The sequence below is a fragment of the Legionella erythra genome (assembly GCF_001467615.1).
GTDB lineage: Bacteria > Pseudomonadota > Gammaproteobacteria > Legionellales > Legionellaceae > Legionella_C > Legionella_C erythra.
Window position 1 is genome coordinate 144030 of sequence record NZ_LNYA01000024.1, and the last position, 22829, is coordinate 166858.

Here is a 22829-nt window from a genome sequence, read left to right on the forward strand (position 1 = left end):
CTTTTTATGCAGATGGTCGGTGAGTATAGGGAAGAAACCAGGGCGTCGCTGGGCATGTTGCCCTGGGTGGTTTGTTTTAGCGCATCGCTTTTTTTCTTTTATGAATTTATTCAAGGCAATATGTTTGCTTCCATTGCCGACAACATCATGCACGATTTTCAGATTCAGGCTGATAAAATGGCTTATCTTTCCAGCATCTATTATCTTTCCAATGTTCTGTTTCTCTTTGTTGCAGGAATGGTCCTTGATAAATACTCCAATAAAAAAACCATCCTGTTTGCCATGTTTCTGTGTGTGGTCAGCACCTTTATCTTGGCCCATGCCCAGTCGTTTTATTTAGCCCTGCTTTGCCGTTTTATTACCGGCATTGGCAGCGCGTTCTGCTTTCTCGGTCCCATCCGCATTGCCTCACGCTGGTTTCCTCCACGTCGCATGGCGATGATTACTGGTGCGGTAGTGACTATGGCCATGACGGGCGGCATGCTGGCGCAATACCCGCTCACCAAACTGGTTGCACAAGTCGGCTGGCGCGACGCCTTAACCCAGGTGGGTTGGCTTGGTACCGCGATGCTGATTGTCATGTGTTTCGGTATTGTCGATAAAAAGCAGTTGGTGGCTGGCGAGTCTAAAAAAATCGAGATTAAAACCATCATCCGCAAAGCATACCTTAACGCCCAGAATCTGCGTGCCGCCTTATACACCAGCCTCATGAACATGGCCATTGCTGTTTTTGGCGCCATGATGGGCTCGTTGTATCTGATGCAGCGTCTCGATATCAGTAAGGAAGATGCCTCGCTGGTCAACACCATGCTGTTTCTGGGGGCCATTTTCGGTGGCCCGGTGATAGGCTGGATCTCGGATAAACTGGGTCTTCGCATCATGCCAATGAAAATCGGCGTCCTCGCCTCATTGGTTACGGTATTAGCCATTTTGTTTGCTCCGGTGTCTTTACCCTTAATGAAGGTGCTGTTTTTCCTGCTTGGCTTTTTTACTGCGGCTCAAGTGATTAGTTATGCCCTAGTGGCAGAAAGCAGCTCGCCGCTCATGACTGCGACGGCGGTGAGTGTTATTTCCATCCTGACTCAGGGCGGCTACATCGTGTATCAAAATGTCTTTAGCCAACTGCTCATCCATCACGGTGAAATGCACATGGTGCAGGGCGTGCCTGTATATTCGTTGGGTGATTACCAATACGCTGCCCTGATGTTGCCAGTCGGATTAATTATTGCCTTATTGGCTTTAACCGGTTTGCGTGAAACACATGGCCGCCACATGGAGGGATAAGCCGAATGCCAGGACGTGTATGTATACTTTTATTGGATTCCTTAGGCATTGGCGCAAGCCTGGATGCTCACCGTTACGGCGATGAGGGAGCCAATACCTTTGCGCATATCCACGAAGCCTGTGAACAGGGGCAGGCGGACAAGCCCGGGATGCGTCAGGGACCGCTGACGCTTCCTAATCTAACCGCGGCGGGGCTTTACCATGCCGCCATGGCCAGTTCCGCCCCTACGAGCTTCTCACTTGAAAACCTTGCCGAGCCCATAGGCTATTACGGCTATGCGGTGGAACAAAGTTTAGGCAAAGACACCCCCAGTGGTCACTGGGAACTGGCGGGTGTTCCGGTCACGTTTGAATGGGGGTATTTCCCCGACACCTTCCCTTGCTTTCCTGAAAAGCTTATTGCTGATTTTATCCGCGAAGCCAAACTGCCGGGTGTGTTAGGACAGAAGCATGCTTCCGGTACGGTCATTATTGATGAATTGGGTGAAGAACACATCAAAACAGGAAAGCCCATTGTTTACACGTCAGCAGACAGTGTGTTTCAGATTGCCGCCCACGAAGCTCATTTTGGCCTTGAGCGTTTGTATGAGCTATGCGAAATTGCCCGAAGTCTGGTCGATGATTATCAAATCGGACGGGTGATTGCGCGTCCTTTTATTGGTCAACCAGGGCATTTTTCCCGTACGGGCAACCGCCGCGATTATGCTACCTTACCTCCCGCGCCCACGTTGCTTGATGAATTGAAAAAACGGGGACGGGACGTCATTGCCATCGGCAAAACGGCTGATATATTTGCCCATCAGGGCATAACGCACACCATTAAGGCGGATGGTAACATGGCTCTGTTTGACGCCACCCTTGAGGCCATGCAAACGGCATCGCCTGGTAGTTTGGTGTTTACCAATTTTGTCGATTTCGATTCCTCCTATGGTCATCGCCGCGACACCGCGGGTTATGCGCATGCGCTGGAGCAATTTGATGCCCGGCTGCCCGAATTAAAGGCCCTGCTTAAAGATGACGACGTCATTGTCATTGCCGCTGATCATGGCTGTGATCCAACTTTCCCAGGGTCTGATCATACCCGGGAACATATCCCGGTTCTCGTGTTTGGCCCTAAAACGCCAAGCCGTTTTATCGGACGGCGTGACAGTTTTGCGGATGTAGGGCAGAGCCTTGCCCAATACCTTGACATCGAGCCCTTACTTCACGGCGTTTCCTTTCTCTGATGGCCTACCCGGTTGCTTTTCTCGATTTCTGCGCGACGGTAGCACACAAGCCTACGTCGTTACGTAAAAATGTTCTCTACATTTTATGGCGCAGCGACAAACCGCTTAAAGCCTATGACATCCTGGAGCAATTGTTGCAATTTAACGCCAATGCCAAGCCGCCTGCCGTGTACCGGGTGCTGGATTATTTTGTCGCTTTAGGGCTAGTCCACAAGATTGAATCCATTCAATCCTACTCCTTGTGCCAGGAGCATGAAAAAAAATACCATTGTGAGCTACTCATGGTATGCCATCACTGCCATGCGGTGGTTGAGGTGTATGATTCGAATTTGCATGCCTTGATAAAACAATTAGGCCAAACGCAGCGGTTTGCCTTGCAGGAAAGCAGCATTGAAATCAAGGGCCTGTGTGAATCATGCCAGGCACAGCATCGAACCCAGCGTTCAAAAAAGGTATAAAAAATCACCCACGCCTATTGAATTTCCAGCTTAATGCCCCCACATAAGCTTTTTCAGTATGCATGAGGAATTATTTTGGAACAATACCGTGGAACAACCATCCTGTCGGTGAGGCGGGGTAATCAGGTCGTGATTGGCGGAGACGGTCAGGTCACGATGGGCAATACTGTCATGAAAGGCAATGCCAAAAAGGTCAGACGCCTTTATAAAGACAAAGTCATTGCCGGTTTTGCCGGCGGTACCGCGGATGCGTTCACCCTGTTTGAGCGGTTTGAACGCAAACTGGAAATGCACCAGGGGCATTTGGTGCGTGCAGCTGTGGAATTGGCTAAAGATTGGCGTACCGATAAAATCCTGCGGCGTCTCGAAGCCCTGCTCGCGGTGGCTGACAGCAAGGCTTCGCTCATTATTACCGGTAATGGCGATGTCATTGAACCCGAAGGCGGTTTGATTGCCATTGGTTCCGGCGGCCCCTTTGCCCAATCAGCGGCACGGGCACTGATAGAAAACACCAAATTGCCGGCAGTGGACATTGTGCGCAAAGCCCTGGCAATTGCCGGTGATATTTGTATCTACACCAACCATAATTTAACCATCGAAGAATTGGATAGCGACAGTGAATAATGCAATGATGACTCCTCGGGAGATTGTGCAAGAGTTGGATAAGCACATTATTGGGCAGGATCAGGCGAAACGGGCGGTGGCCATTGCCCTGCGTAATCGCTGGCGGCGCATGCAAATTGTAGACGATGCCTTACGCAATGAGATCATGCCGAAAAATATTTTAATGATAGGACCGACAGGTGTGGGTAAAACCGAAATTGCCCGCCGTCTGGCCAAATTAGCGCAAGCGCCTTTTATCAAGGTTGAAGCCACCAAATTTACTGAAGTCGGGTACGTTGGCCGCGATGTGGACTCCATCATTCGGGATTTGGCGGATATTGCCATCAAGCAAGAACGTGAATTGGCCATGAAAAAGGTCGAAAATTTAGCCGAAGAGGCCGCGGAAGAGCGGGTCCTCGATGCGCTGCTGCCGCCAGCCCGCGGTAGTTTGGTGCCAAGTGAAAAAGAAAGCTCAACCCGCCAGATATTCCGCAAGCAATTGCGCGAAGGCACTTTAAATGACAATGAAATTGAAATTGAAGTGGCTGCTTCGCCGGTGGGTGTAGAAATTATGGCGCCTCCAGGCATGGAAGAAATGACCAGCCAATTACAAGCCATGTTTCAGCAAGTGGGTAGCGGCCGCACCAAAACACGTAAAATGACCATTGCCAAAGCGATGAAACTCATTCGTGAGGAAGAAGCGGCAAAACTCATCAATGAAGAAGACATTAAAACACGTGCAATCGAAAAGGTTGAACAACACGGTATTGTGTTCATCGATGAGCTGGATAAAGTCGCCCGGCGCGCGGAACATGGTGGCGGCGGGGATGTGTCGCGCGAAGGTGTGCAGCGCGATTTACTGCCGCTGGTGGAAGGAACAACCGTATCGACAAAATACGGCATGATTAAATCGGATCATATCCTGTTTATTGCCTCCGGTGCGTTTCATGTTGCCAAGCCCTCTGATTTAATTGCCGAGTTACAGGGTCGTTTGCCTATCCGTGTCGAACTGGCTGCACTCAGTGTTGATGATTTTGTCCGCATTCTGACGGAGCCCAGTTGTTCATTAACGCAGCAATACACATCGCTTATGGCAACGGAGGGTCTGACTTTAACGTTTGATACCTCAGGCATTAAACGCATTGCTGAAGTGGCCTGGCAAGTGAACGAGCGTACGGAAAACATTGGTGCGCGCCGTCTTTACACGGTCATGGAACGTTTGCTGGAAGTTGTATCCTTCGAAGCGACGGATAAAGCGGGTGAATCGGTACATGTCGATTTGGCTTATGTCAATGAGCATCTCGGCAAACTGGTCGCCGATGATGACTTGGCGCGTTATATTTTATAAATGCTTCCGCGTGATGCGGAAGCGTTTTCAATTATAATTGACAGGTCGACGAGGGATCGCTTGAGTCGGCCATGTACTTCACGGCAATCGCCGCTGCCGTCAGTGCGGCGGTGCCAAAGAATAAAAGGGAACAATTCCTGTTTCGTCTCTGTTGTTCCAACTGCTGTTTCCGTTCGTGTTCCTCTTTGTTTTTTTCCTGGATCATGAGTTCTGATATGTCCTTTTTCATGGTGTTGACCAGGGTCGGAATATTATCCATATCGAGCATCGGTTGATTCGCAATTTTTGTCATGGTTGCGAAAACCTCCGGGGCCTGCTTTTTAGCGTTCTCAATCATTTTCTGGGAGGCGCCGGTGTCATTGGCGGTAAAATTCGCTATACAGGTGGGCAGTGGCTGGGCAATGTCCAGAGGGGAGCAGGACGGGTCGATAATTTTTTCAAAGGCTAGATAAAAACCAAATCGACAAAAAAGAGCGGCTTCGGAAGGGGCATTTTTTAACTGATAGTCAAAATGGACCAGCAGTTGCAAAATCTTCTCGATCACAGGGTAGGGGTCATCCATGCCAGCATATTCGATATGAAAATGGGGGTACTCATTATGCGCATTCATATTGTGATAAAAATTGGGATCATGCGCATGGATAGTATCTTCGCCAAACAGCGAAACATGGCCATCGAGCACCTCCGCGTGAGGCAACTTCTGAGCAAAGGAAAATTGGGGGCACTGACTGCCATCGGAATGACCGCCGCATTTGAGCAATACACTAATGAGCCCTTCCATAAAAAAGCTATTGATGGATTGCTCTTTTTCTGTTTTACCGCGTTGATGGAAGAGTGTAAACGTCAGGGTTTTCGCGTCGTAAACAAACTCCACTTTCTCTAAAAAGGAGCCTTCTGAAAAGTCAATAATGGCACGTGCTCCTGTGTGTTTATGGTAAATCGTGGTTAATTTCATTGAGACCCTCTTGGTAAGTCATTGAACGGAATCGGCATCCTGCGTAAAGCAAGTTTACATTTGCGTTAGCGAAGAACATAATGAGACAATTTTTATCGACTCGTGGGTGCATTATGATTGCTATCCTTGAATCTTTCAATGCCGGATTGTTAAATAGGAAGCATTGGTTGTCCAATATAATCGCAGGGATTGTTGTGGGTGTCGTAGCCCTGCCTTTATCGATGGCCTTTGCCATTGCTTCAGGCGCGAAGCCTGAGCAAGGTCTTTACACAGCCATTGTGGCCGGTTTGATTGTAACCCTTTTGGGCGGCAGCCGTGTGCAGATTGCAGGACCTACGGGGGCGTTCATTGCCATTTTAGTCGGTATTACGGCGAAATACGGTATTGAGGGGTTGCAGATTGCCACCATGATTGCCGGTTGCATGCTGTTGCTGATGGGTTTTAGCCGCCTGGGCACGGTGATTAAGTTTATTCCGGATCCAGTCATCGTCGGTTTTACCTCAGGGATTGCCGTGGTGATCTGGGTAGGGCAGTGGAAAGATTTTTTTGGCTTCCCGGCTGTCAACGGTGGGCATTTCCATGAAAAATTCTGGCATTTGATTCAAGTCTTGCCCCAGATGCAAGGGGCGACCACAGGCCTTTCAGTCTTGGCCCTTCTGCTGGTGATGTTTTCCTATAAATTGCCAGGTTTGAAGCGGGTACCGGGGCCTTTAGTCGCTTTGTTGATCATTACCCTGCTGCAGGCGATTTTTCATTTTAAAGGGGTGGCAACGATTGGTTCACAATTTGGCGGGATCCCCCGAGGCTTGCCGGCATTTCATTGGCCCGATATCAGTCTGGATCGGGTTTTGGAGTTGATAGGGCCAGCTTTCGCCATCGCCATGCTTGGAGCCATTGAATCCCTGCTCTCCGCCGTGGTGGCCGATGGCATGGCGGGGACTTGCCATGATTCCAATCAGGAATTAATAGGTCAGGGGTTAGCCAATATCGCAGCCCCCTTGTTTGGCGGGTTTGCAGCCACCGGCGCCATCGCCCGCACGGCGACCAATATCCGTAACGGCGCTAACAGCCCGTTAGCAGGTATTATCCATGTCATAACCCTGATGCTCATCCTCATTTTCTTGGCGCCGCTGGCTGTTCATATTCCTTTGGCTGTATTGGCGGCTATTTTATTTATTGTGGCCTGGAATATGAGTGAGGTGAAGCATTTTGTAACCATTCTTCGCAAAGCACCGCGTGCGGATGTGGTTATCCTGCTGGTTACCTTTTCGTTAACGGTATTTGTTGACTTGGTTGCCGCTGTCAATATCGGCGTTATCCTGGCCGTCTTGCATTTCCTAAGGCGGATGGCTGCCAGTGTGGAAGTTGAGCAAATCCCCCATGACCAATTACGCAATGACTGCGAAGAAAATGGCGTCGCTCATTTGCCGGATGATGTGCTGGTCTATGCGGTGGAAGGACCATTCTTTTTTGCAGCTGTTGAAAATTTCCAGCTGGCGCTGGCTAATACCCATACGGATCCGCGTGTCCTCATTATTCGACTGGGGTGGGTTCCTTTCGTCGATATGACGGCGCTCAGGACCCTGGAAGAAGCGATCATTGAACTTCATCAGCGCGGTGTGCGTGTCATGCTGGCAGGCGCCAATGAACGCGTTTACGGGAAATTGAAAAAGGCGGGCATCATTCAATTAATTGGCGAGCAAAATAACAAGGCAAGCTATGCCGAGGCACTACACCAATGCACGGGGGCTACTCCTTAAAGCTAAACAGTTCCTCGAGGTTAAGGGATAAACGGTCTTTAAGCGAGTCATCAGCTTGTTTAAAGACTGCTCGCCAGGGTTTGGCCAAGGTTTGCAGGTCATCGGCGGTAGGCAGGGGGTAAGGAATCAGTTGGGACAGCTCATACACAGACAGCTTGCCCAGATCCCGGCTGAGCATGAACTGATCATCGGCGGTGCAATGGATTAAATGGGCGGCAATCAAGCCTTCGATGATTTCATCGGCATCCACCGCATAGGGTTGAGCGCTGCTTTCAATCAAGTGCTGCAAACACAACCCCTGTCCCTGTTGCTGCGCTAACCATAATTGCTTAAGCCAGAGCAAAACATGAACAAATCCCCGCAAGGCTTCTCCTTCTCGCCGACGATAGGTCACTGATAGCGCGTAGCAGATTTCAGCGCCCAAAAGCGTAATAAACCAGACCCAATAGACCCAGATAAAAAAAATGGGTACGGTGGCGAAGGCGCCGTACAGAAGCTGGTAAGTATTGAATTGGGTCAGGTAATAGGCGAAGGCTAATTTGGCTGATTCAAAAAGCACGGTGGCAACCATGCCACCAATTAAGCCATGACTTAATTTAACGGGATGGTTAGGGACAACCACGTAAAGGAAAGTAAAGCCTATTAATGACAACAGGTAGGGTGCTGAATTAAGCAATAAAGAAGGGGCTGAATTGTCGCGGATAAAGGGTACGGAAATAAGGTAGGAACTCGCGGCGAGACTTAAGCCTAAAAATATGGGGGCTAAGGATAAAATCGCCCAATAAAGTAAAAAGGCTGTCGCCCCATGGCGAGAGGTGGTGACATGCCAGATTTTATTCATGGCCCGTTCAATGGTGAACATCACCAATAAAGCCGAGACGATAAGAAACACAATGCCCCAGGTGGGTAAACGCGTCACCTGAGCGGTAAATAACTGCAGGTAATTTTGAATCATTTTACCCGTAGCTGGGACAAAATTTTGAAAAATAAAGTCCTGGGTGGGTTGGATAAGCCCCTGAAAAACCGGAAAAGATGAAAAAATGGCCAGTCCCACGGTCATCAGCGGGACAACGGCCAGAAGACTGGTAAAGGCCAGCGCCGAGGCGCGGTAGGTGCAATCGTCATGAATAAAATTGAGGATGACGAAGCGGATGAAGGAAACAAGTTGTCGGGTTAAATTTTTTAGCCAATCCATGAATGAACCCATTCCTGGTATCAAGCCGGCTCGGCGTCCAACTCCCCAATGGCCAGATTTTTACGGGCGAGCGAGAAGGTCCAAGCCAGACCAACGAGATAGATAACCCCTACTATCGCACAATATAAACCGAAATGGCTATTGTTGTGTTTGGCATAAACCGCACTGGCCGCCTCGACCCCAATGGCCTGCTCACACATGCACATCATGCTGATCACCGCATAAGCCGTTCCTTTACTAACCGGCGTTGAGAAAAGAATGAAACGGCTAAGCGGGGCACAGGCAACGCCTATACCGAACCCATACAGCGTTAATCCGGGCATCAGATAAATAAAATGCGGGTTAATCATCATCGGCAGCAGCCAGGTCAGAAACATGCCGGCCACCGTAATGGCGGAGCCGCGTAGAATCATCTGCTTGACAGTGCGTTGTTTGGTCAGTTTACGCAAATACCAGTTACCAAACAGGCCGGCTGTGAAAATCGGCAATTGCCACAAGGCATAATGAATGACAGTCAAATGCGCGTCAGTGACGATAATAATGGGTGAAATGGCAATCCAGGCAATGCAGGGAATGCCCAATAAGCCGGAAGCAAACGCGCCCATCATGAACGTTGGGTTGCTTAAGAGCTGGCCATAATTTTTAAACACGGTTTTGGGGGTGAAAGGAATACGCGGAATGGTTTGTCCATCGCGTTTCACCGCCCCAATGGGCTCCGGCATAAACCGCCACATGCCCCAGAGTGAAATCAGCGCCAGCGCACCGATTAATACGAAGATGGCTCGCCAACTGAAATAAAGAATAAACGTCGCGCCTGCAAGAGGACCGAGTAAAGGTGCCAAAGAGGCGATATTGGTCAATACCGAGGTAATGCGGATAGCGTCCATCTCCGCAAAAATTTCTTGCAGGGTGGCGTAACCAATCACCGTCGTAAAGCAAAGCCCCAGGCCTTCAAAATAACGAGCCAGTAAAAATTGGCCAATACTGCCGGAGTGGGCGATAAAAAAAGTAAACACCGTAAAGATGACGACGCCAACCAGCATAACGGAGCGGCGGCCGTAGCTGTCTGAAATAGGGCCGAGAAACAATTGCAGGCTGGCACCGCCAAGGATATAGGCCGTCAATGAGGTGGCAATCGCTGACTCCGGTGCATGGAACGAGGACACCACATGAATCATGCCGGGCATGATCATGTCGTTGGCAATGTAAGTTAGAAATTGGTAAAGAACCAGAAAGGCAGCAAACCAGAGTGCTTGCCTGCGGGTAATATTAATCAAAGGTTTGGACATGGTGTACCCAGTAGGGGTTAAAAATCGCAGGCCAGTTTACACAAAATGGGGGGGAAAAGCACGGCTCAATTCGATTTATAAGGGCATGGAAATCAAATTCATCGTAACTGTTCAAAAAAAATACATCCTGTGATATAATAATGGCCCTGCAACGAAGACTTGATAACCATGCTAGAAAAAATTTTCCCTTTGATCTCGTTGGATGAGCTTAAAAAACGGTACCAGCGCTTAAAAGCGGACACCTTCCTGATGCGTGCGGAGAAACTGGATTGCGTACAGGTGATTTTTGAAGACTTGCTCAACGCGGTACAAAAGCCGAACGGGCTATCCCAAAAACGGTTTGAAGCCATTCTCTATGTTAAGGCTCAGATTTATACGCTTTTAATCAGTGACAAGGTCCTAATTGATTCCCTGCTGGATAAGCTGGAACAGGCGTGTGCTGACAATTTTCATGCCTGCTCCTTAAGTGTCGATCACCTCCTGGAAAAGAAATTATGCCCTGGGTATTATCAGACCAAGCGCTTTCCCTATGCGCAGGGGACGCAGGAGCTGGAGGAGCACCTTTACTATCCCGTCATTTCACAGGAAATTTTAGACGTTGACTACCCGCAAACGATTTTAACCACTCCGTTGTTGGAGCAACTGCAAAAAAACCGCATTAATTTTCATTCCAGAGTGCCGGGCCGGAAGCGTTTTCTCGAAAGCGATGGCTGGTTACGCTTTTTTGGCATCGTGTCCGATGCGTCCTCAAGCGCCGTCTTGTCAAGAGGCCAGATTTTTATAGAGCCGCCGGAATTTCCGCATACGGTTAGCCGTCTGCACGGCCCCTTTGGTCATGCCCTGCAGGAATATTTAAATTCAAAATTGCTTGAGGGAGGCCATTTGGACATGCCCGCCGAGGCGGGCGTGGGCAAAATCACCGCGCTTGACTTATTGAAAGCGGAGGCCTGGTCGCTTAAGGATGTAAAAAAAGGAGAATTTGCCACTTGTCTGTTTGACCTGATGCGTGAGCGCTTGCCCGAGAAGTTACGCCGGTTTCGTGTCGTTCCTAATCAGGCGTTTGCGTTTACCGCTTCTGAGTTTATCACCCAGTATCTCCTGTTGAGCCCGTACCGTTTCCCCTGCCTGTCAAGCATTATGTATTTCGTTTATGCAAAGGGTACAAAAACTTATTTTCAGAGTGTACCGGGTTTCTCGGATCTTAAGCCGGAAGAACAACTGCTGATTATGAATAATTATTGTGATAATGTCGTGCTGGATATGGACGTTGGTGTCTTTATTAAAAAAAATCCAGACTATTTTCGATGCAATAATGGCTCAAGCAAGGATCCTATCTTTTTTAAAGAGGCATCAAAACCGTTTATTTACTCGTCCATGGATGATGATGTCCGTACCATTCGTGCCCGGAAAACCGCGGCAAAGGCCTGCATTGAGCCAGAAAGAAAGCACAGCGCAAGAGCGTTGTATGATGACTCATTATTCTCAGGTTCCCCGCGGATTACAAAAAAGGACGACCGGGAGCAAATGTCACTGATGCCGTTATGATCCGTCTTGACCCTCACGTAACGTGATCCATTACAATGCGTCGTGAGGAGTCAAACATGCGGTATTATCAGATTAAAGAAATCAGCCGCCTTACCTCATTGTCAGTGCGTTCTTTGCAATACTACGATGAGAGGGGCTTGCTTAAGCCCAGCAAGCGTTCGGATGCTGGTTATCGTCTGTATTCGGATGCCGATTTACTGCGATTGCAGCAAATCGTCACACTGAAATACTTAGGCTTTTCTCTCAATGAGATTAAGAAAACGCTGAATGATCCGCAGTTTGATATTCAGAAATCCCTGGTCGTTCAGGCCAGGCTGCTTGCCGAAAAAGCACGGCAGCTGAAAGAGGCGTCGGCTTTGCTGACTTATATCGCATCACAACGGGAAGCGCAGCAGGCTGTGAACTGGCGAAGTACGGCAGAAATCATTGCAATTTTGGAGTTAAGCAATATGAATAATGGAGTAGATAAATATAATAATCAGGCGGATGATTCCGAGTTAGGCAGAAAGTCGGAGTATGATGCCTCATACAATCCGCAAAGGCTTTACCCGATTCCACGCGCCGGCAAGCGCCGGGAAATTGGTATCAATCCTGCTCACGAGTTGCCTTTTTACGGCTTCGACGGGTGGAATCATTACGAAGTGTCCTGGCTGAATGAGAAAGGGAAGCCCATTGTCGCTGTGGCGGAAATCGATTATGATTGCCGCACGCCGATGCTGATTGAATCCAAGTCACTGAAACTTTACTTTAATTCGTTCAACAATACCCGGTTTAAATCCCTCACCGACGTAGTCAATATCATAAAAAGCGATCTTGAACAGCGTGTTCAGGGCGACGTGAGGGTGGCTGTCCACCCCTTGGGCTCGGGTGTCATTCTACCTCTTTATGAACGGTTTAATGGTGAATGCATTGATCATCTCGACGTGGCGTGCTCAACCTACACGGTCGAACCGTCGTTTTTAACGGCGACAGGCGAACCGGTTGAAGAAACCCTTTACTCCGATTTGTTAAAGTCCAATTGCCTGGTGACTAACCAGCCTGATTGGGGCAGCGTGCAGATTAGTTACAAAGGGCAAAAAATAAACCGTGAAGGGTTGTTAAAATACCTGGTTTCTTTTCGCAACCACAATGAATTTCATGAACAATGCATTGAGCGGATTTTCATTGATATTATGCGGCAGTGTCAGCCGGACGAGCTGACGGTGTATGGCCGTTACACACGGCGGGGTGGTTTGGACATTAATCCTTACCGCAGTACGAAGCAGCCGGTCCGCCAGGGACTGAATTTCAGGCTTCCTCGCCAGTAGCGCGGGCGGTAATCTGTATAATTGACGGAGTTTAGGCAGTAATGAATCAGGAAAAATCGTTGGTTTCCATGTTGCCCCTTTTTCTGGTGCTTTTTATTGACGGGATGGGGTTGGGGCTGTTGTTCCCTATTCTCAATTCCATACTGATTGATCCCGCGGCTGGTTTTTTACCGGCGGGAACCAGTGAGGCCATGCGCGATTTTTATTATGGCTTAACCATCGGCATTTTTATGATCTGCTGGTTTTTTGGTGCGGCAGTCCTGGGTGATTTATCGGACAGTGTAGGTCGCAAGAAATCATTGATGATTTGCCTGATTGGGGCGTTTCTGGGTTATCTTTTGTCGGCTGTTGCGGTGGTTTTTCAGAGCTACTGGGCCTTGCTCGCCGGACGTATTATTGCCGGCTTTACAGCTGGCAGCCAGCCGATTGCCCAGGCGGCCATTGTCGATGTCAGTTCGGAAGAGCACAAGGCCCGCAATATCGGTCTTATCCTGCTGTCAGTTTCCTTGGGCTTTGTCTTTGGCCCCGTTTTTGGCGGTATTCTGTCTGACACGCGGCTGGTCAGTTGGTTTAATTTTGCGACCCCGCTTTATTTTGCCTCGTTGATTTCCCTGTTGAATGCTATCCTGCTGCAATTCACGTTTAAAGAAACGTTTACCCGGGCACATGATAAAATCCGCATCCGCTGGCATCATGCCATTCATATTTTTATCTCAGCGTTCAAGCATCCGGCCATTAACCGCTATTCGCTGGTGCTGCTGGTCATGATTTTTGGCTGGAGTAATTATTTTTCCTTTATTCCTCTTTACCTGCTGCAAACGTACCATTACACGGCCATGCAGAATTCCTTTTTTCTGGCGGTCATGGGCTTGGGCTTCAGCATTGGCTGTGGTTACATTGTTGATTGGTGTACGCTCCGTTTTGATTATGGCAAGACCGTGGTAGCGGGACTATTAATCACGGCCGTCAATGTGCTTTTTGTCCTGTTCAGCCAGCAACAATGGGTCGCCTGGGTCGCTACCTTTTTCATCGGCATCAGTTTATCGGTCGCTTATTCTATCCTGCTGACTATCTTTTCAAATCAGGTCACTGACAATGAACAAGGGTGGGTGATGGGTGTCACCGGGTCGATTATGGCGCTTTGCTTTGGTTTAACGTCTTTATTCACGGGCTTGATAGCGCAAGTGGGAGCCGGGTTGCCAATGATGCTGGCTTTTGGTGGGTTAAGTGTCAGTGCGGCCCTGCTATGGTTTTTCAGGCAGCCGCATCCGGCGATGAAAAAAGCAGACAAGTCCACCGTCCACCTGTAAGCCCATCCAAAGGAAATGAAGTTATGATTAAACCGTATATATTGGTGGTTTATTATTCGCGCAGTGGCGCAACGGCGCAATTGGCACAGTACATTGCCCGCGGCATTGAAAGCGTCGAGGGTATCGAGGCCCGCCTCCGCACGGTGCCGCCCGTCTCGGCCACTTGCGAGGCGATTGACAACCCAGTACCGGATAAAGGGGCTCCTTATGCGACACTGGATGATTTAAAGGGATGCAGCGGTTTAGCCTTGGGAAGTCCCACCCGTTTTGGCAACATGGCAGCTCCCCTGAAACATTTTATCGATAATACCACGCCCTTGTGGTTAACTGGCGATCTGGTGGATAAACCGGCCTGCGTGTTCTCTTCTTCCGCCTCCATGCACGGCGGCCAGGAAACTACCCTGACCAGCATGATGATTCCGCTTATCCACCATGGCATGATCATGGTGGGTCTTCCTTATACCGAACCGCAATTAAACACGACTCAATCCGGGGGAACCCCTTATGGTGTGACCCATGTGGCCGGTGTGGCAAATGATAAACCCATTAGCGATGATGAAATGGTTTTAGCGAAACGCCTGGGCAAACGGCTGGCAAGCCTTGCCTTGAAAATCAGTGTGGGGACAAAGCCGCTCTGAACCCATGCTAAGCCAGTGTGATAACAGGCCCATACCGCACTGCGATGTGAGTCATTTTGTAATGAATGCGACCGCATGGATTTTGCGCACAAGGTGCGGAACGTAGGCGCAGTTCAATGACATGCAACGGCATCTCCTCTGCGTAGAGTAATATCCCCTCGACGTACCGCGGTATCCAGGTTTTCACAACAGCAATCGCAAGCCGGCCAAGGCCCGACCAGCCTTGACTACGTGCCACAACATCTCCTCTACCAACATCCCTCGACGTACCACGGCTTGACCGCGGTATCCATGGGTAGAGTGCGATGGTTAGTATGTACTAATATTTACCTGATAAGAGCAGAACATCTTGCAATTAGTGTTCAGTCTCAGTAAGGTCAGTTGTTTTAAGTATTGGAAATGCCGTGAAAGTTATCAGTTTTAATGCTAATGGTATTCGTGCTGCCGCCAGGAATGGTTTTTATGAGTGGCTGCTGACCCAGAATGCCGATTTTGTCTGTCTTCAGGAAACCAAATCACAGGTGCACCAATTACTGCCGGAAGAACTTTATTACCCGCGGGATTATTATTGTGATTTTTATGATGCAGAGAAAAAGGGTTATAGCGGCGTGGCCATTTTTTCCAAACACAAACCAGAACGCGTAGTGAAAGGATTGGGTTTTGATTATTGCGACAAGGAAGGGCGTTATATTCAATTCGATTACCCCAAATTAAGTGTCATTTCACTCTATATGCCCTCGGGGACCAGTGGCGACGGGCGTCAGGAGGTAAAATACGATTTCCTGAAACGGTTCGCCGAACACCTGCTTCATCTCAAAGAGGAAGGGCGGGAATTAATTATTTGCGGCGATTACAATATTGCTCATAAAAAAGTCGACTTAAAAAACTGGCGTAGCAACCAGAAGAACTCCGGTTTCTTACCGGATGAGCGTGCCTGGATGGATCAATTATTTGGCGCCATGGGGTTTGTTGATGCCTTCCGTGTTCGCAATCAGGAGGAAGAGCAGTACACCTGGTGGTCTTATCGTAGCCGTGCCTGGGAAAAGAATGTAGGGTGGAGAATCGATTATCAGGTCATTACTCCAGGATTAACCGAGAGCGTGGATACTGTGTATATTCATCGTGAAGGCCGTTGGTCCGATCATGCGCCGTTAATTATCGATTACAAGGGGGATTGGTGCTTAAGTTAGCGAGTTGGAATGTCAATTCCTTAAAAATTCGGCTGGATCAGGTGTTGGCCTGGCTTGATGCGACACAAACCGATATTTTAGCTTTGCAGGAAACCAAACTCATTGATGAGCAGTTTCCTGCCCAATGCTTTTCCGAGCGAGGCTTTGAAGTCGTGTATTCCGGTCAAAAAAGTTACAATGGCGTGGCCATTATCAGCCGTTACACCATGACTGAGATAGCTCGGGATATCCCGGGACTTGATGACCCACAGCGCCGCATTCTGGCGGTGACTGTCGCCGGCATGCGTTTAATCAATCTCTATATTCCCAATGGTTCAATGGTGGATTCTGAAAAATACCATTATAAATTATCCTGGTTGGCCAAGGTTAAACTCTATATTGAGCAACAGTTGGCCCTGCATCCCAAATTGGCTGTAGTAGGGGATTTTAATATTGCACCGGACGATAGGGATGTGCATGATCCCGCCGAATGGGTAGGCTCGGTACTGGTCAGTCCGCTGGAGCGGCAGGCCTTTTTTGAGATGATTAATCTGGGCCTGACCGATAGCTTTCGTTTATTTGAACAGGAAGAAAAATTGTTTAGCTGGTGGGATTATCGCGCAGCGGGGTTTCGGCGCAACCGCGGGTTACGCATTGACCACTTGCTTTTAAGCAATGAATTGACCGCTTGCTGTCTTCGCTCTACCATTGATAAGGAGCCGCGTAAACATGAACGACCTTCTGATCACGCGCCGGTAATGGTTGAACTTGATATCTGATCCAGATTCATAAGGAAAGAGAATGAAAATAATAAAAGGAATTAGTCTGGCCCTGCTGCTTTCAACGTCTGCTTACGCAGCCAATGACACAGCCGCTACTGTGGATGATTCACTGCCTATCGCCAAGGTGACTACCGCGTCAAAACTCATGCGCATTACGCCTCGGCAAGCTTTGCTGCGACTGAAAGAGGGAAATCAGCGTTTCCTAAGCGGCAACCTGCAAAAAAGGGATTACCTGGCACAAGCCAAGATGGCTTCCTATGGTCAATACCCCTGGGCGGTTGTATTGAACTGCATGGATTCACGCAGTGTTCCTGAATTGTTCTTTGATCAGGGATTGGCTGATTTATTTATTCTGCGGGTGGCTGGTAATGTTCTCAATGATGATATCCTGGGCAGCATGGAATTCGCGACCAAGGCGGTGGGTTCTCGCTTGATCGTCGTGCTTGGCCATACCTCCTGCGGGGCGGTCGTTGGTGCTTGTAAAGGTGTTCACCTGGGCCATTTGGACAGCGTTCTGGATAAAATCAGTCCGCTTGTTTCGCCGACTAAAAAAGAAACCCATTTGGACAGCTGCACAGATCCTGCATTAATTGATGCCATTGCCAAAAACAATGCCTTAAAGGTTGTTCAGCAAATTGTCCAACGTAGTCCTATTATTAAGGAGTTGATTGATCAGGGGCAAGTCGGTGTTGTCGCTGGTATCCATGATATTAAAACCGGTCAGGTCACCTTCTTTGAGGAAGGACGGTTATTACCCGATAGAAAAAATTGATTTAAATGCCGATTTCTGGTAACCTTGCCCGTCATTTACAAAGAGTATGGTGTCTGGCAGGTGACCAGATGGCGATATTCATCTACAAACAGTGAGAGTGGTATTATGCAACCTTCAATTCATCCAGAATATAAAACAATTAAAGTGAGCTGCAGTTGCGGCCATAGCTTTGAAACCGGTTCAACGTTAGCTCATGATCTGGCTATCGAGGTTTGTGCTGAATGCCATCCTTTTTATACGGGTAAACAAAAGCTGGTTGATACGGGTGGACGCGTACAGAAATTCCGTGATCGTTATAAAAAGAAAGATTAATTCGCTGTTTAGCCACGCTATAATGGCATGATAATATTGATAAAAAATTCGAGGCGCAGTAAAAATGCGCCTTTTTTTTGCAAAATGACTGTTCATGTTAATTTTTTTTCTATATGATTTTTCGCTGGATTTTGTGAGAAGAGAGTGAGCACCTTGGATAAAGATGAGTTAAAGCAACGCGCCCTGCATTACCATGAGTTTCCTAAAGCAGGAAAACTCGCCGTCAATGTAACCAAGCCAACGAATTCCCAGGATGATTTATCCCTGGCTTATACTCCGGGTGTTGCTGAACCCGTGCTTGCTATTGCTGAGAACCCCAATGATGCGTTTCGTTACACCGGTAAAGGAAATTTAGTTGCCGTGATGACCAATGGCACCGCTGTGCTCGGGCTTGGAAACGTAGGGCCTTTAGCCAGTAAGCCGGTTATGGAAGGAAAAGCTGTTCTTTTTAAACGGTTCGCTGACATCGATGTCTTTGACATTGAAATCGATGCCGATAACCCCCAGGCGTTTATTTCTACGGCCAAACGCATTGCCCCAACATTCGGCGGCATTAATCTCGAAGACATTAAAGCGCCCGAATGCTTTGAAATAGAGCAGGCACTGATTGAACAACTCGATATCCCCGTTTTTCATGATGACCAGCATGGTACAGCGATCGTGGTTGCTGCCGGTTTGCTGAATGCCCTGGATTTGAAAAAGAAAAAACTGTCAGATGTCCGCATTGTCTGCATTGGTGCCGGTGCGGCGGGTATTGCATCCATGCGTCTGTTAGTCGCCTTGGGCGCTGATAAGGAAAATATGCTGTTACTGGACAGTAAGGGCGTCATCCATACCGGCCGGGAGGATCTTAATTCTTACAAATTTGCCTTCGCACGTAAAACCGATCGCCGCACCTTGGCGGATGCGCTTGTTGATGCGGATGTGTTTATCGGTGTAGCCAAACCGGATTTATTAAATGCGGATTTATTGAAATTAATGGCGCCTGATCCTGTCATTTTCGCGCTGTCCAATCCTGATCCGGAAATCAGGCCCGAGATAGCCCACCGTTACCGCGATGATTTAATCATTGCCACGGGGCGTAGCGATTATCCCAATCAGGTAAACAATGTTTTGTGTTTTCCATACATCTTCAGGGGGGCGCTGGATGTACGTGCTACGTGCATCAATCAGTCAATGCAGATTGCTGCTGTTGAAGCCATCCGTCAATTGGTTCTCGAACCAGTACCTCAAGTCGTTAAGGACAATTATCCCGGTGTAGATAACTGGGATTTTGGACCTCACTACATCATTCCCAAGCCGATTGATCCCCGCCTGAAAGACAAAGTCGCTCAGGCGGTGGCCAAAGCTGCGATAGCAAGCGGTGTCAGTCGGATTGAGCGCACACCGAATTAATGAAGCATTTATCCATTCTTGTGCTTAACCAGTGAGTAAGTTAAGGAGTCAGTTTTGCGTACTATGAATGAAAAAAAATACATGGTCATGGCCTGGTTAATCTGTGGTCTTGGTGCTCTGTATTACAGCTATGAGTATTTATTACGAATATCCCCCAGTGTGATGGAGCCTGCACTAAGGGAACATTTCAACCTGTCTGCTACGGGTTTTGGTTTATTATCCGCCTTTTATTATTACGCTTACGTTCCCTTACAAATCCCGGTGGGCGTCCTCCTGGATCGGTACGGTCCCCGCTTGCTGTTAACACTCGCCTGTATCGTCTGTGTGATTGGCACATTCATTTTCTGCGGCACCCAGGTATTCTGGGTAGCGGCAGTTGGTCGTTTTCTGGTTGGTTTCGGCTCGGCTTTCGCATTCGTTGGGGTGTTAAAACTGGCCACTATTTGGTTACCGGAAGACAAACTGGCGATGGTATCCGGTATGGCTTCCGCCTTAGGCACCATTGGTGCTATGGTCGGCGATAATTTGTTAGGATATATGGTTATGAAGCTGGGCTGGCGTGAAACGGTGAACTACACGGCTATTTTTGGTATCGGCTTAATTTTTGTCCTGTGGTATGGTATTCGTGATCGGCACCGTTACCAGCGTCAAAGCGGTACGGTGGAGAATTTTCGTCAAAGCATGATTGACTTAGGCATTATCGCCCGTAACAGACAAATCTGGATCAATGGCATGTACGGTTGCCTGGTTTATCTACCAGCCACGGTATTTGCTGAGCTATGGGGCATTCCCTATTTAAAAAATGCACATGGATTGTCTCTTGAAGCCGCTGACTTAGCCAATTCCTTACTTTTCTTAGGTTTTACAATTGGTGCACCTTTATTTGGGCTGCTCTCGGATAAATTAAAACGGCGTAAACTGCCCATGATCATCGGTGCGGTGGGGGCGGCTATTGTCATGATGATGGTGCTTTACATGCCGGGATTGACGGAAGTCGGGCTTGATGTGTTGATGTTTGTCTTAGGCTTGCTTTACAGCGCGCAGTGCATTGTCTTTGCCGTCGGCCGTGAGTTGAGCCCGAATGAAGCAGCAGGAACCGCTATTGCCATGACCAATATGATTGTGATGCTGGGGGCTATGTTCCTGCAGCCCCTGGTTGGCCGGTTACTGGATTTCAGTTTGTCGGTTCATACGCACGCCGCCGGTCTGGAGAACCTGTCTACCGATAAGCTGGCGCAGCTTTACACGGCCAGCGATTATCAATTCGCACTATCCATTATTCCTTTGGGGATTGTGCTTGCCGCTATATTAACCTTCTTTTTAGATGAGACTCATGCAGACGCTAACCATTAAGTCAATTAGTAAAAGACAGGCTATCCTGGGTAGCCTGATTTGTGCAGTAGGCGCTTTTTTCTACTGCTACGAATTCGTCTTACGCATTCTTCCGGGAGCCTTGCAAAGCGAATTGAGTGCTGCATTTGGTCATATATCGGCCACAACGTTTGGTGAATTATCGGCATTTTATTATTTTGCCTATTCACCCATGCAGTTGCCGGTGGGCATGTTGATGGATCGTTTTGGTCCCCGGCGCCTGCTTACCTTTGCCTGCCTGTGCTGTACTTTGGGCTCGTGGATGTTTACCATCACATCATCCATGATCATTGCCGGCAGCGGCCGGTTCTTGGTTGGATTCGGCTCCTCGTTCGCATTTGTCGGCGTGTTGTCGCTGGCTCTGCAATGGTTGCCGCGACGCTATTTTTCTCTCGTTGCAGGCTTGATTACCACACTCGGGATGCTGGGTTTGGTCTATGGCGAAGTCAAGATTACGGATATTGCTGAAACCATGGGCTGGTTGCATGTATTGAATTTAATGGTGACCATTGGCGGCGTATTGACGTTAATCATTTTTCTGATTGTGCGCGATGGCCCGGAAGGAAAGCCGGCCAGCCAGATTCCCTTACCTGAGTTCTGGCAAAATGTCCGTTTTGTGCTGTTGTCGCCACAGGTCTGGCTCGTTGGTTTTGTAGGGGCCTGTCTGTACACCTCGCTTTCGGTTTTTGGCGAATTGTGGGGTAAGACTTACCTGGAGCAGGCGCATCATTTGAGTAAAATTGAAGCAGCCCATTCGATTTCAGCCATGTTTCTTGGCTGGGCAGTCGGTGCGCCTTTAGCCGGCTATTTTTCTGATTTAACCGGTCGGCGGGTGTTATTCCTGGTGATGGGTGCGATCCTGGGATTAGGTTGCATCAGTATGGTGCTTTATTATCCCGGCTTGTCCTATTTCTGGCTCAATGTGCTGTTATTCTTTTATGGGGTGTTCAGCGCTACCGAAATTATTGTGTTTATCATGGGTAAAGAAAACAGCGGCGCCAAATTGTCAGGAACCGTCTTTGCAGCTGTAAACATGATTGTGACGCTGGGCGGGGTGATATTCCAACCGTTAGTGGGTAAATTACTGGATACCTTCGGCGACAGTCATCTGGTCAACGGCGAACACGTTTACACAGTGGTGGATTATCAAGTTGCGCTCTCTGTGTTGCCGATTTCGTTACTGTTAGTGGCTGTCTTTGCTTTTTTCATGAAAGATGCCACGTCCACTCAACACTAGCCTCCTCATCGAAACACGGCTACCAGTTCCTGAACCGGTAGCCGCTGATGCGCTTTACAACTGATCATGCGTTTGACTGGAAAGGACATGATGTCGCTATCACGGTAGTGATGACGCGTAAACGCCGTATCATGGTTAGAAATGACCACCGTGACTCCTTGATTTGCTGAAGCTATCGCTAGCTTGGCCAATTCAATTTGATCTTCCTCACTGAAGCGTTTGTCAATGTAGGACGAGAAGCTGGCACTGGCTGACAGAGGAACATAGGGCGGGTCGCAGTAGATAATGTCTCCTTTTTCAGCCAGCGCGAAGGTTTCACGGAAATCGGCGTGGATAAATTGCACCGGTTGACTGCGGTGATGAAAAAGCATCATTTCCCGTCGGGGAAAGTAAGGGCGGCGGTAGCGGCCAAAAGGCACATTATAAAATCCCTTGAGATTATAGCGGCAAAGGCCATTGTAGCCATGGCGATTCAGATAAAGAAACAGGGCGGCCCGTTCACGCGAGGGTTGTGTTTGATTAAATTGATCACGCAAGCGGTAATATTGTTCCGGTGAGTTGTTTAAAGAAATAAAATATTGCTCACAGTAGTCGATAAACGCACTTCCTTCCTGTTGCAGGTGATTATAAAGCGTGATTAAGTCAAGATTGCGCTCTGCCAAAAGGTAGGAAGCATAACCCGAATTGATAAATACTGCTCCGGAACCAGCGAAAGGCTCAATCAAGCGCTTGCCAGGAGGGAGGGATTTCAAAATGAATTCCAGGCAGTGGAATTTGTTGCCTGCCCATTTTAAAAAGGGTTTGGTTTTGTTCATAACTGGATTAACAGGATGTAAACCGCTTCATGTAAACACTGGATGTGACCCAGTGTGC

General features: G+C 48.5%; 22 protein-coding genes and 1 pseudogene. 18 read left to right on the forward strand and 5 right to left on the reverse strand.

Annotated elements, in window-relative coordinates:
- The first annotated feature begins 6 nt into the window (after positions 1-6).
- The 5 genes from Lery_RS07505 (at position 7) to hslU (ending at position 4919) form a co-directional block, all read left to right on the forward strand.
- Positions 7-1284 (forward strand): MFS transporter, encoded by a 1278-nt coding sequence (locus Lery_RS07505; RefSeq protein WP_058526644.1) that lies wholly within the window; start codon positions 7-9, stop codon positions 1282-1284.
- Positions 1285-1289: 5 nt separating this feature from the next.
- Entirely contained in the window at positions 1290-2510 is a 1221-nt protein-coding gene (locus tag Lery_RS07510) for a phosphopentomutase (RefSeq protein WP_058526645.1), read from the forward strand.
- Positions 2510-2968: a Fur family transcriptional regulator gene (locus tag Lery_RS07515; protein WP_058526646.1), complete on the forward strand. Its 459-nt coding sequence runs from the start codon at positions 2510-2512 to the stop codon at positions 2966-2968. Before Lery_RS07510 ends, Lery_RS07515 begins: the two co-directional genes overlap by 1 nt.
- Positions 2969-3043: 75 nt before the next feature.
- Positions 3044-3592, forward strand: a complete 549-nt coding sequence (gene hslV / locus Lery_RS07520; protein WP_058526647.1) for an ATP-dependent protease subunit HslV — start codon at positions 3044-3046, stop codon at positions 3590-3592.
- A 4-nt stretch (positions 3593-3596) separates the two neighbouring features.
- A complete protein-coding gene (hslU, locus tag Lery_RS07525) occupies positions 3597-4919 on the forward strand; it encodes an ATP-dependent protease ATPase subunit HslU (RefSeq protein ID WP_237759176.1) in 1323 nt (440 codons plus the stop codon).
- A gap of 31 nt (positions 4920-4950) precedes the next feature.
- Here the strand turns inward: hslU and Lery_RS07530 are convergent, their stop codons facing one another.
- Positions 4951-5874 (reverse strand): hypothetical protein, encoded by a 924-nt coding sequence (locus tag Lery_RS07530; protein ID WP_058526648.1) that lies wholly within the window; start codon positions 5872-5874, stop codon positions 4951-4953.
- A gap of 113 nt (positions 5875-5987) precedes the next feature.
- Here Lery_RS07530 and Lery_RS07535 point away from each other — a divergent pair, with 113 nt between their 5' ends.
- Positions 5988-7634, forward strand: coding sequence for a SulP family inorganic anion transporter (locus tag Lery_RS07535; protein ID WP_058526649.1), 1647 nt, complete (start codon positions 5988-5990; stop codon positions 7632-7634).
- On the opposite strand, the gene Lery_RS07540 is transcribed toward Lery_RS07535, so the two are convergent.
- On the reverse strand, positions 7624-8829 hold the full coding sequence (locus Lery_RS07540; RefSeq protein ID WP_058526650.1) for a YihY family inner membrane protein: 1206 nt from the start codon (positions 8827-8829) through the stop codon (positions 7624-7626). The genes Lery_RS07535 and Lery_RS07540 overlap by 11 nt on opposite strands.
- Positions 8830-8849: 20 nt before the next feature.
- Positions 8850-10118: an MdfA family multidrug efflux MFS transporter gene (locus Lery_RS07545; protein WP_058526651.1), complete on the reverse strand. Its 1269-nt coding sequence runs from the start codon at positions 10116-10118 to the stop codon at positions 8850-8852.
- A 168-nt stretch (positions 10119-10286) separates the two neighbouring features.
- Between Lery_RS07545 and Lery_RS07550 the strand changes: the two genes are divergently transcribed.
- From Lery_RS07550 to wrbA, 5 genes and pseudogenes are all read left to right on the forward strand, one after another.
- A complete protein-coding gene (locus tag Lery_RS07550) occupies positions 10287-11663 on the forward strand; it encodes a hypothetical protein (RefSeq protein ID WP_058526652.1) in 1377 nt (458 codons plus the stop codon).
- A gap of 56 nt (positions 11664-11719) precedes the next feature.
- A pseudogene (locus Lery_RS15825) lies at positions 11720-11872 on the forward strand (MerR family transcriptional regulator); the annotation flags it as partial.
- Positions 11873-12112: 240 nt separating this feature from the next.
- Positions 12113-12970: an NADPH-dependent 7-cyano-7-deazaguanine reductase QueF gene (gene queF, locus Lery_RS07555; protein ID WP_058526843.1), complete on the forward strand. Its 858-nt coding sequence runs from the start codon at positions 12113-12115 to the stop codon at positions 12968-12970.
- 41 nt (positions 12971-13011) lie between these two features.
- A complete protein-coding gene (locus Lery_RS07560; RefSeq protein WP_058526653.1) occupies positions 13012-14280 on the forward strand; it encodes an MFS transporter in 1269 nt (422 codons plus the stop codon).
- Positions 14281-14303: 23 nt separating this feature from the next.
- On the forward strand, positions 14304-14918 hold the full coding sequence (wrbA, locus tag Lery_RS07565) for an NAD(P)H:quinone oxidoreductase (RefSeq protein ID WP_058526654.1): 615 nt from the start codon (positions 14304-14306) through the stop codon (positions 14916-14918).
- 7 nt (positions 14919-14925) lie between these two features.
- Here wrbA and Lery_RS15270 read toward each other — a convergent pair whose 3' ends face one another.
- Positions 14926-15156: a hypothetical protein gene (locus Lery_RS15270; RefSeq protein WP_131751097.1), complete on the reverse strand. Its 231-nt coding sequence runs from the start codon at positions 15154-15156 to the stop codon at positions 14926-14928.
- Between the two features lie 166 nt (positions 15157-15322).
- On the opposite strand from Lery_RS15270, the gene Lery_RS07570 reads away from it, so the two are divergent.
- The 7 genes from Lery_RS07570 to Lery_RS07600 all read left to right on the forward strand — a co-directional run bounded on the left by Lery_RS07570 (position 15323) and on the right by Lery_RS07600 (position 21956).
- A complete protein-coding gene (locus tag Lery_RS07570) occupies positions 15323-16108 on the forward strand; it encodes an exodeoxyribonuclease III (protein WP_058526655.1) in 786 nt (261 codons plus the stop codon).
- Positions 16096-16866, forward strand: a complete 771-nt coding sequence (xth, locus tag Lery_RS07575; RefSeq protein WP_058526656.1) for an exodeoxyribonuclease III — start codon at positions 16096-16098, stop codon at positions 16864-16866. The genes Lery_RS07570 and xth overlap by 13 nt, the downstream gene beginning before the upstream one ends.
- 28 nt (positions 16867-16894) lie before the next feature.
- On the forward strand, positions 16895-17641 hold the full coding sequence (locus Lery_RS07580; RefSeq protein WP_420324153.1) for a carbonic anhydrase: 747 nt from the start codon (positions 16895-16897) through the stop codon (positions 17639-17641).
- A 105-nt stretch (positions 17642-17746) separates the two neighbouring features.
- Positions 17747-17953 (forward strand): 50S ribosomal protein L31, encoded by a 207-nt coding sequence (gene rpmE, locus Lery_RS07585; protein WP_058526657.1) that lies wholly within the window; start codon positions 17747-17749, stop codon positions 17951-17953.
- 153 nt (positions 17954-18106) lie between these two features.
- Positions 18107-19348, forward strand: coding sequence for a malic enzyme-like NAD(P)-binding protein (locus tag Lery_RS07590; protein ID WP_058526845.1), 1242 nt, complete (start codon positions 18107-18109; stop codon positions 19346-19348).
- A 63-nt stretch (positions 19349-19411) separates the two neighbouring features.
- Complete coding sequence (locus tag Lery_RS07595; RefSeq protein WP_131751101.1) at positions 19412-20701, forward strand: MFS transporter; 1290 nt, start codon at positions 19412-19414, stop codon at positions 20699-20701.
- Positions 20682-21956: an MFS transporter gene (locus tag Lery_RS07600; RefSeq protein WP_131751096.1), complete on the forward strand. Its 1275-nt coding sequence runs from the start codon at positions 20682-20684 to the stop codon at positions 21954-21956. The genes Lery_RS07595 and Lery_RS07600 overlap by 20 nt, the downstream gene beginning before the upstream one ends.
- A 5-nt stretch (positions 21957-21961) precedes the next feature.
- Here the strand turns inward: Lery_RS07600 and Lery_RS07605 are convergent, their stop codons facing one another.
- Positions 21962-22771, reverse strand: coding sequence for a DNA adenine methylase (locus Lery_RS07605; RefSeq protein WP_058526660.1), 810 nt, complete (start codon positions 22769-22771; stop codon positions 21962-21964).
- Positions 22772-22829 lie beyond the last annotated feature (58 nt).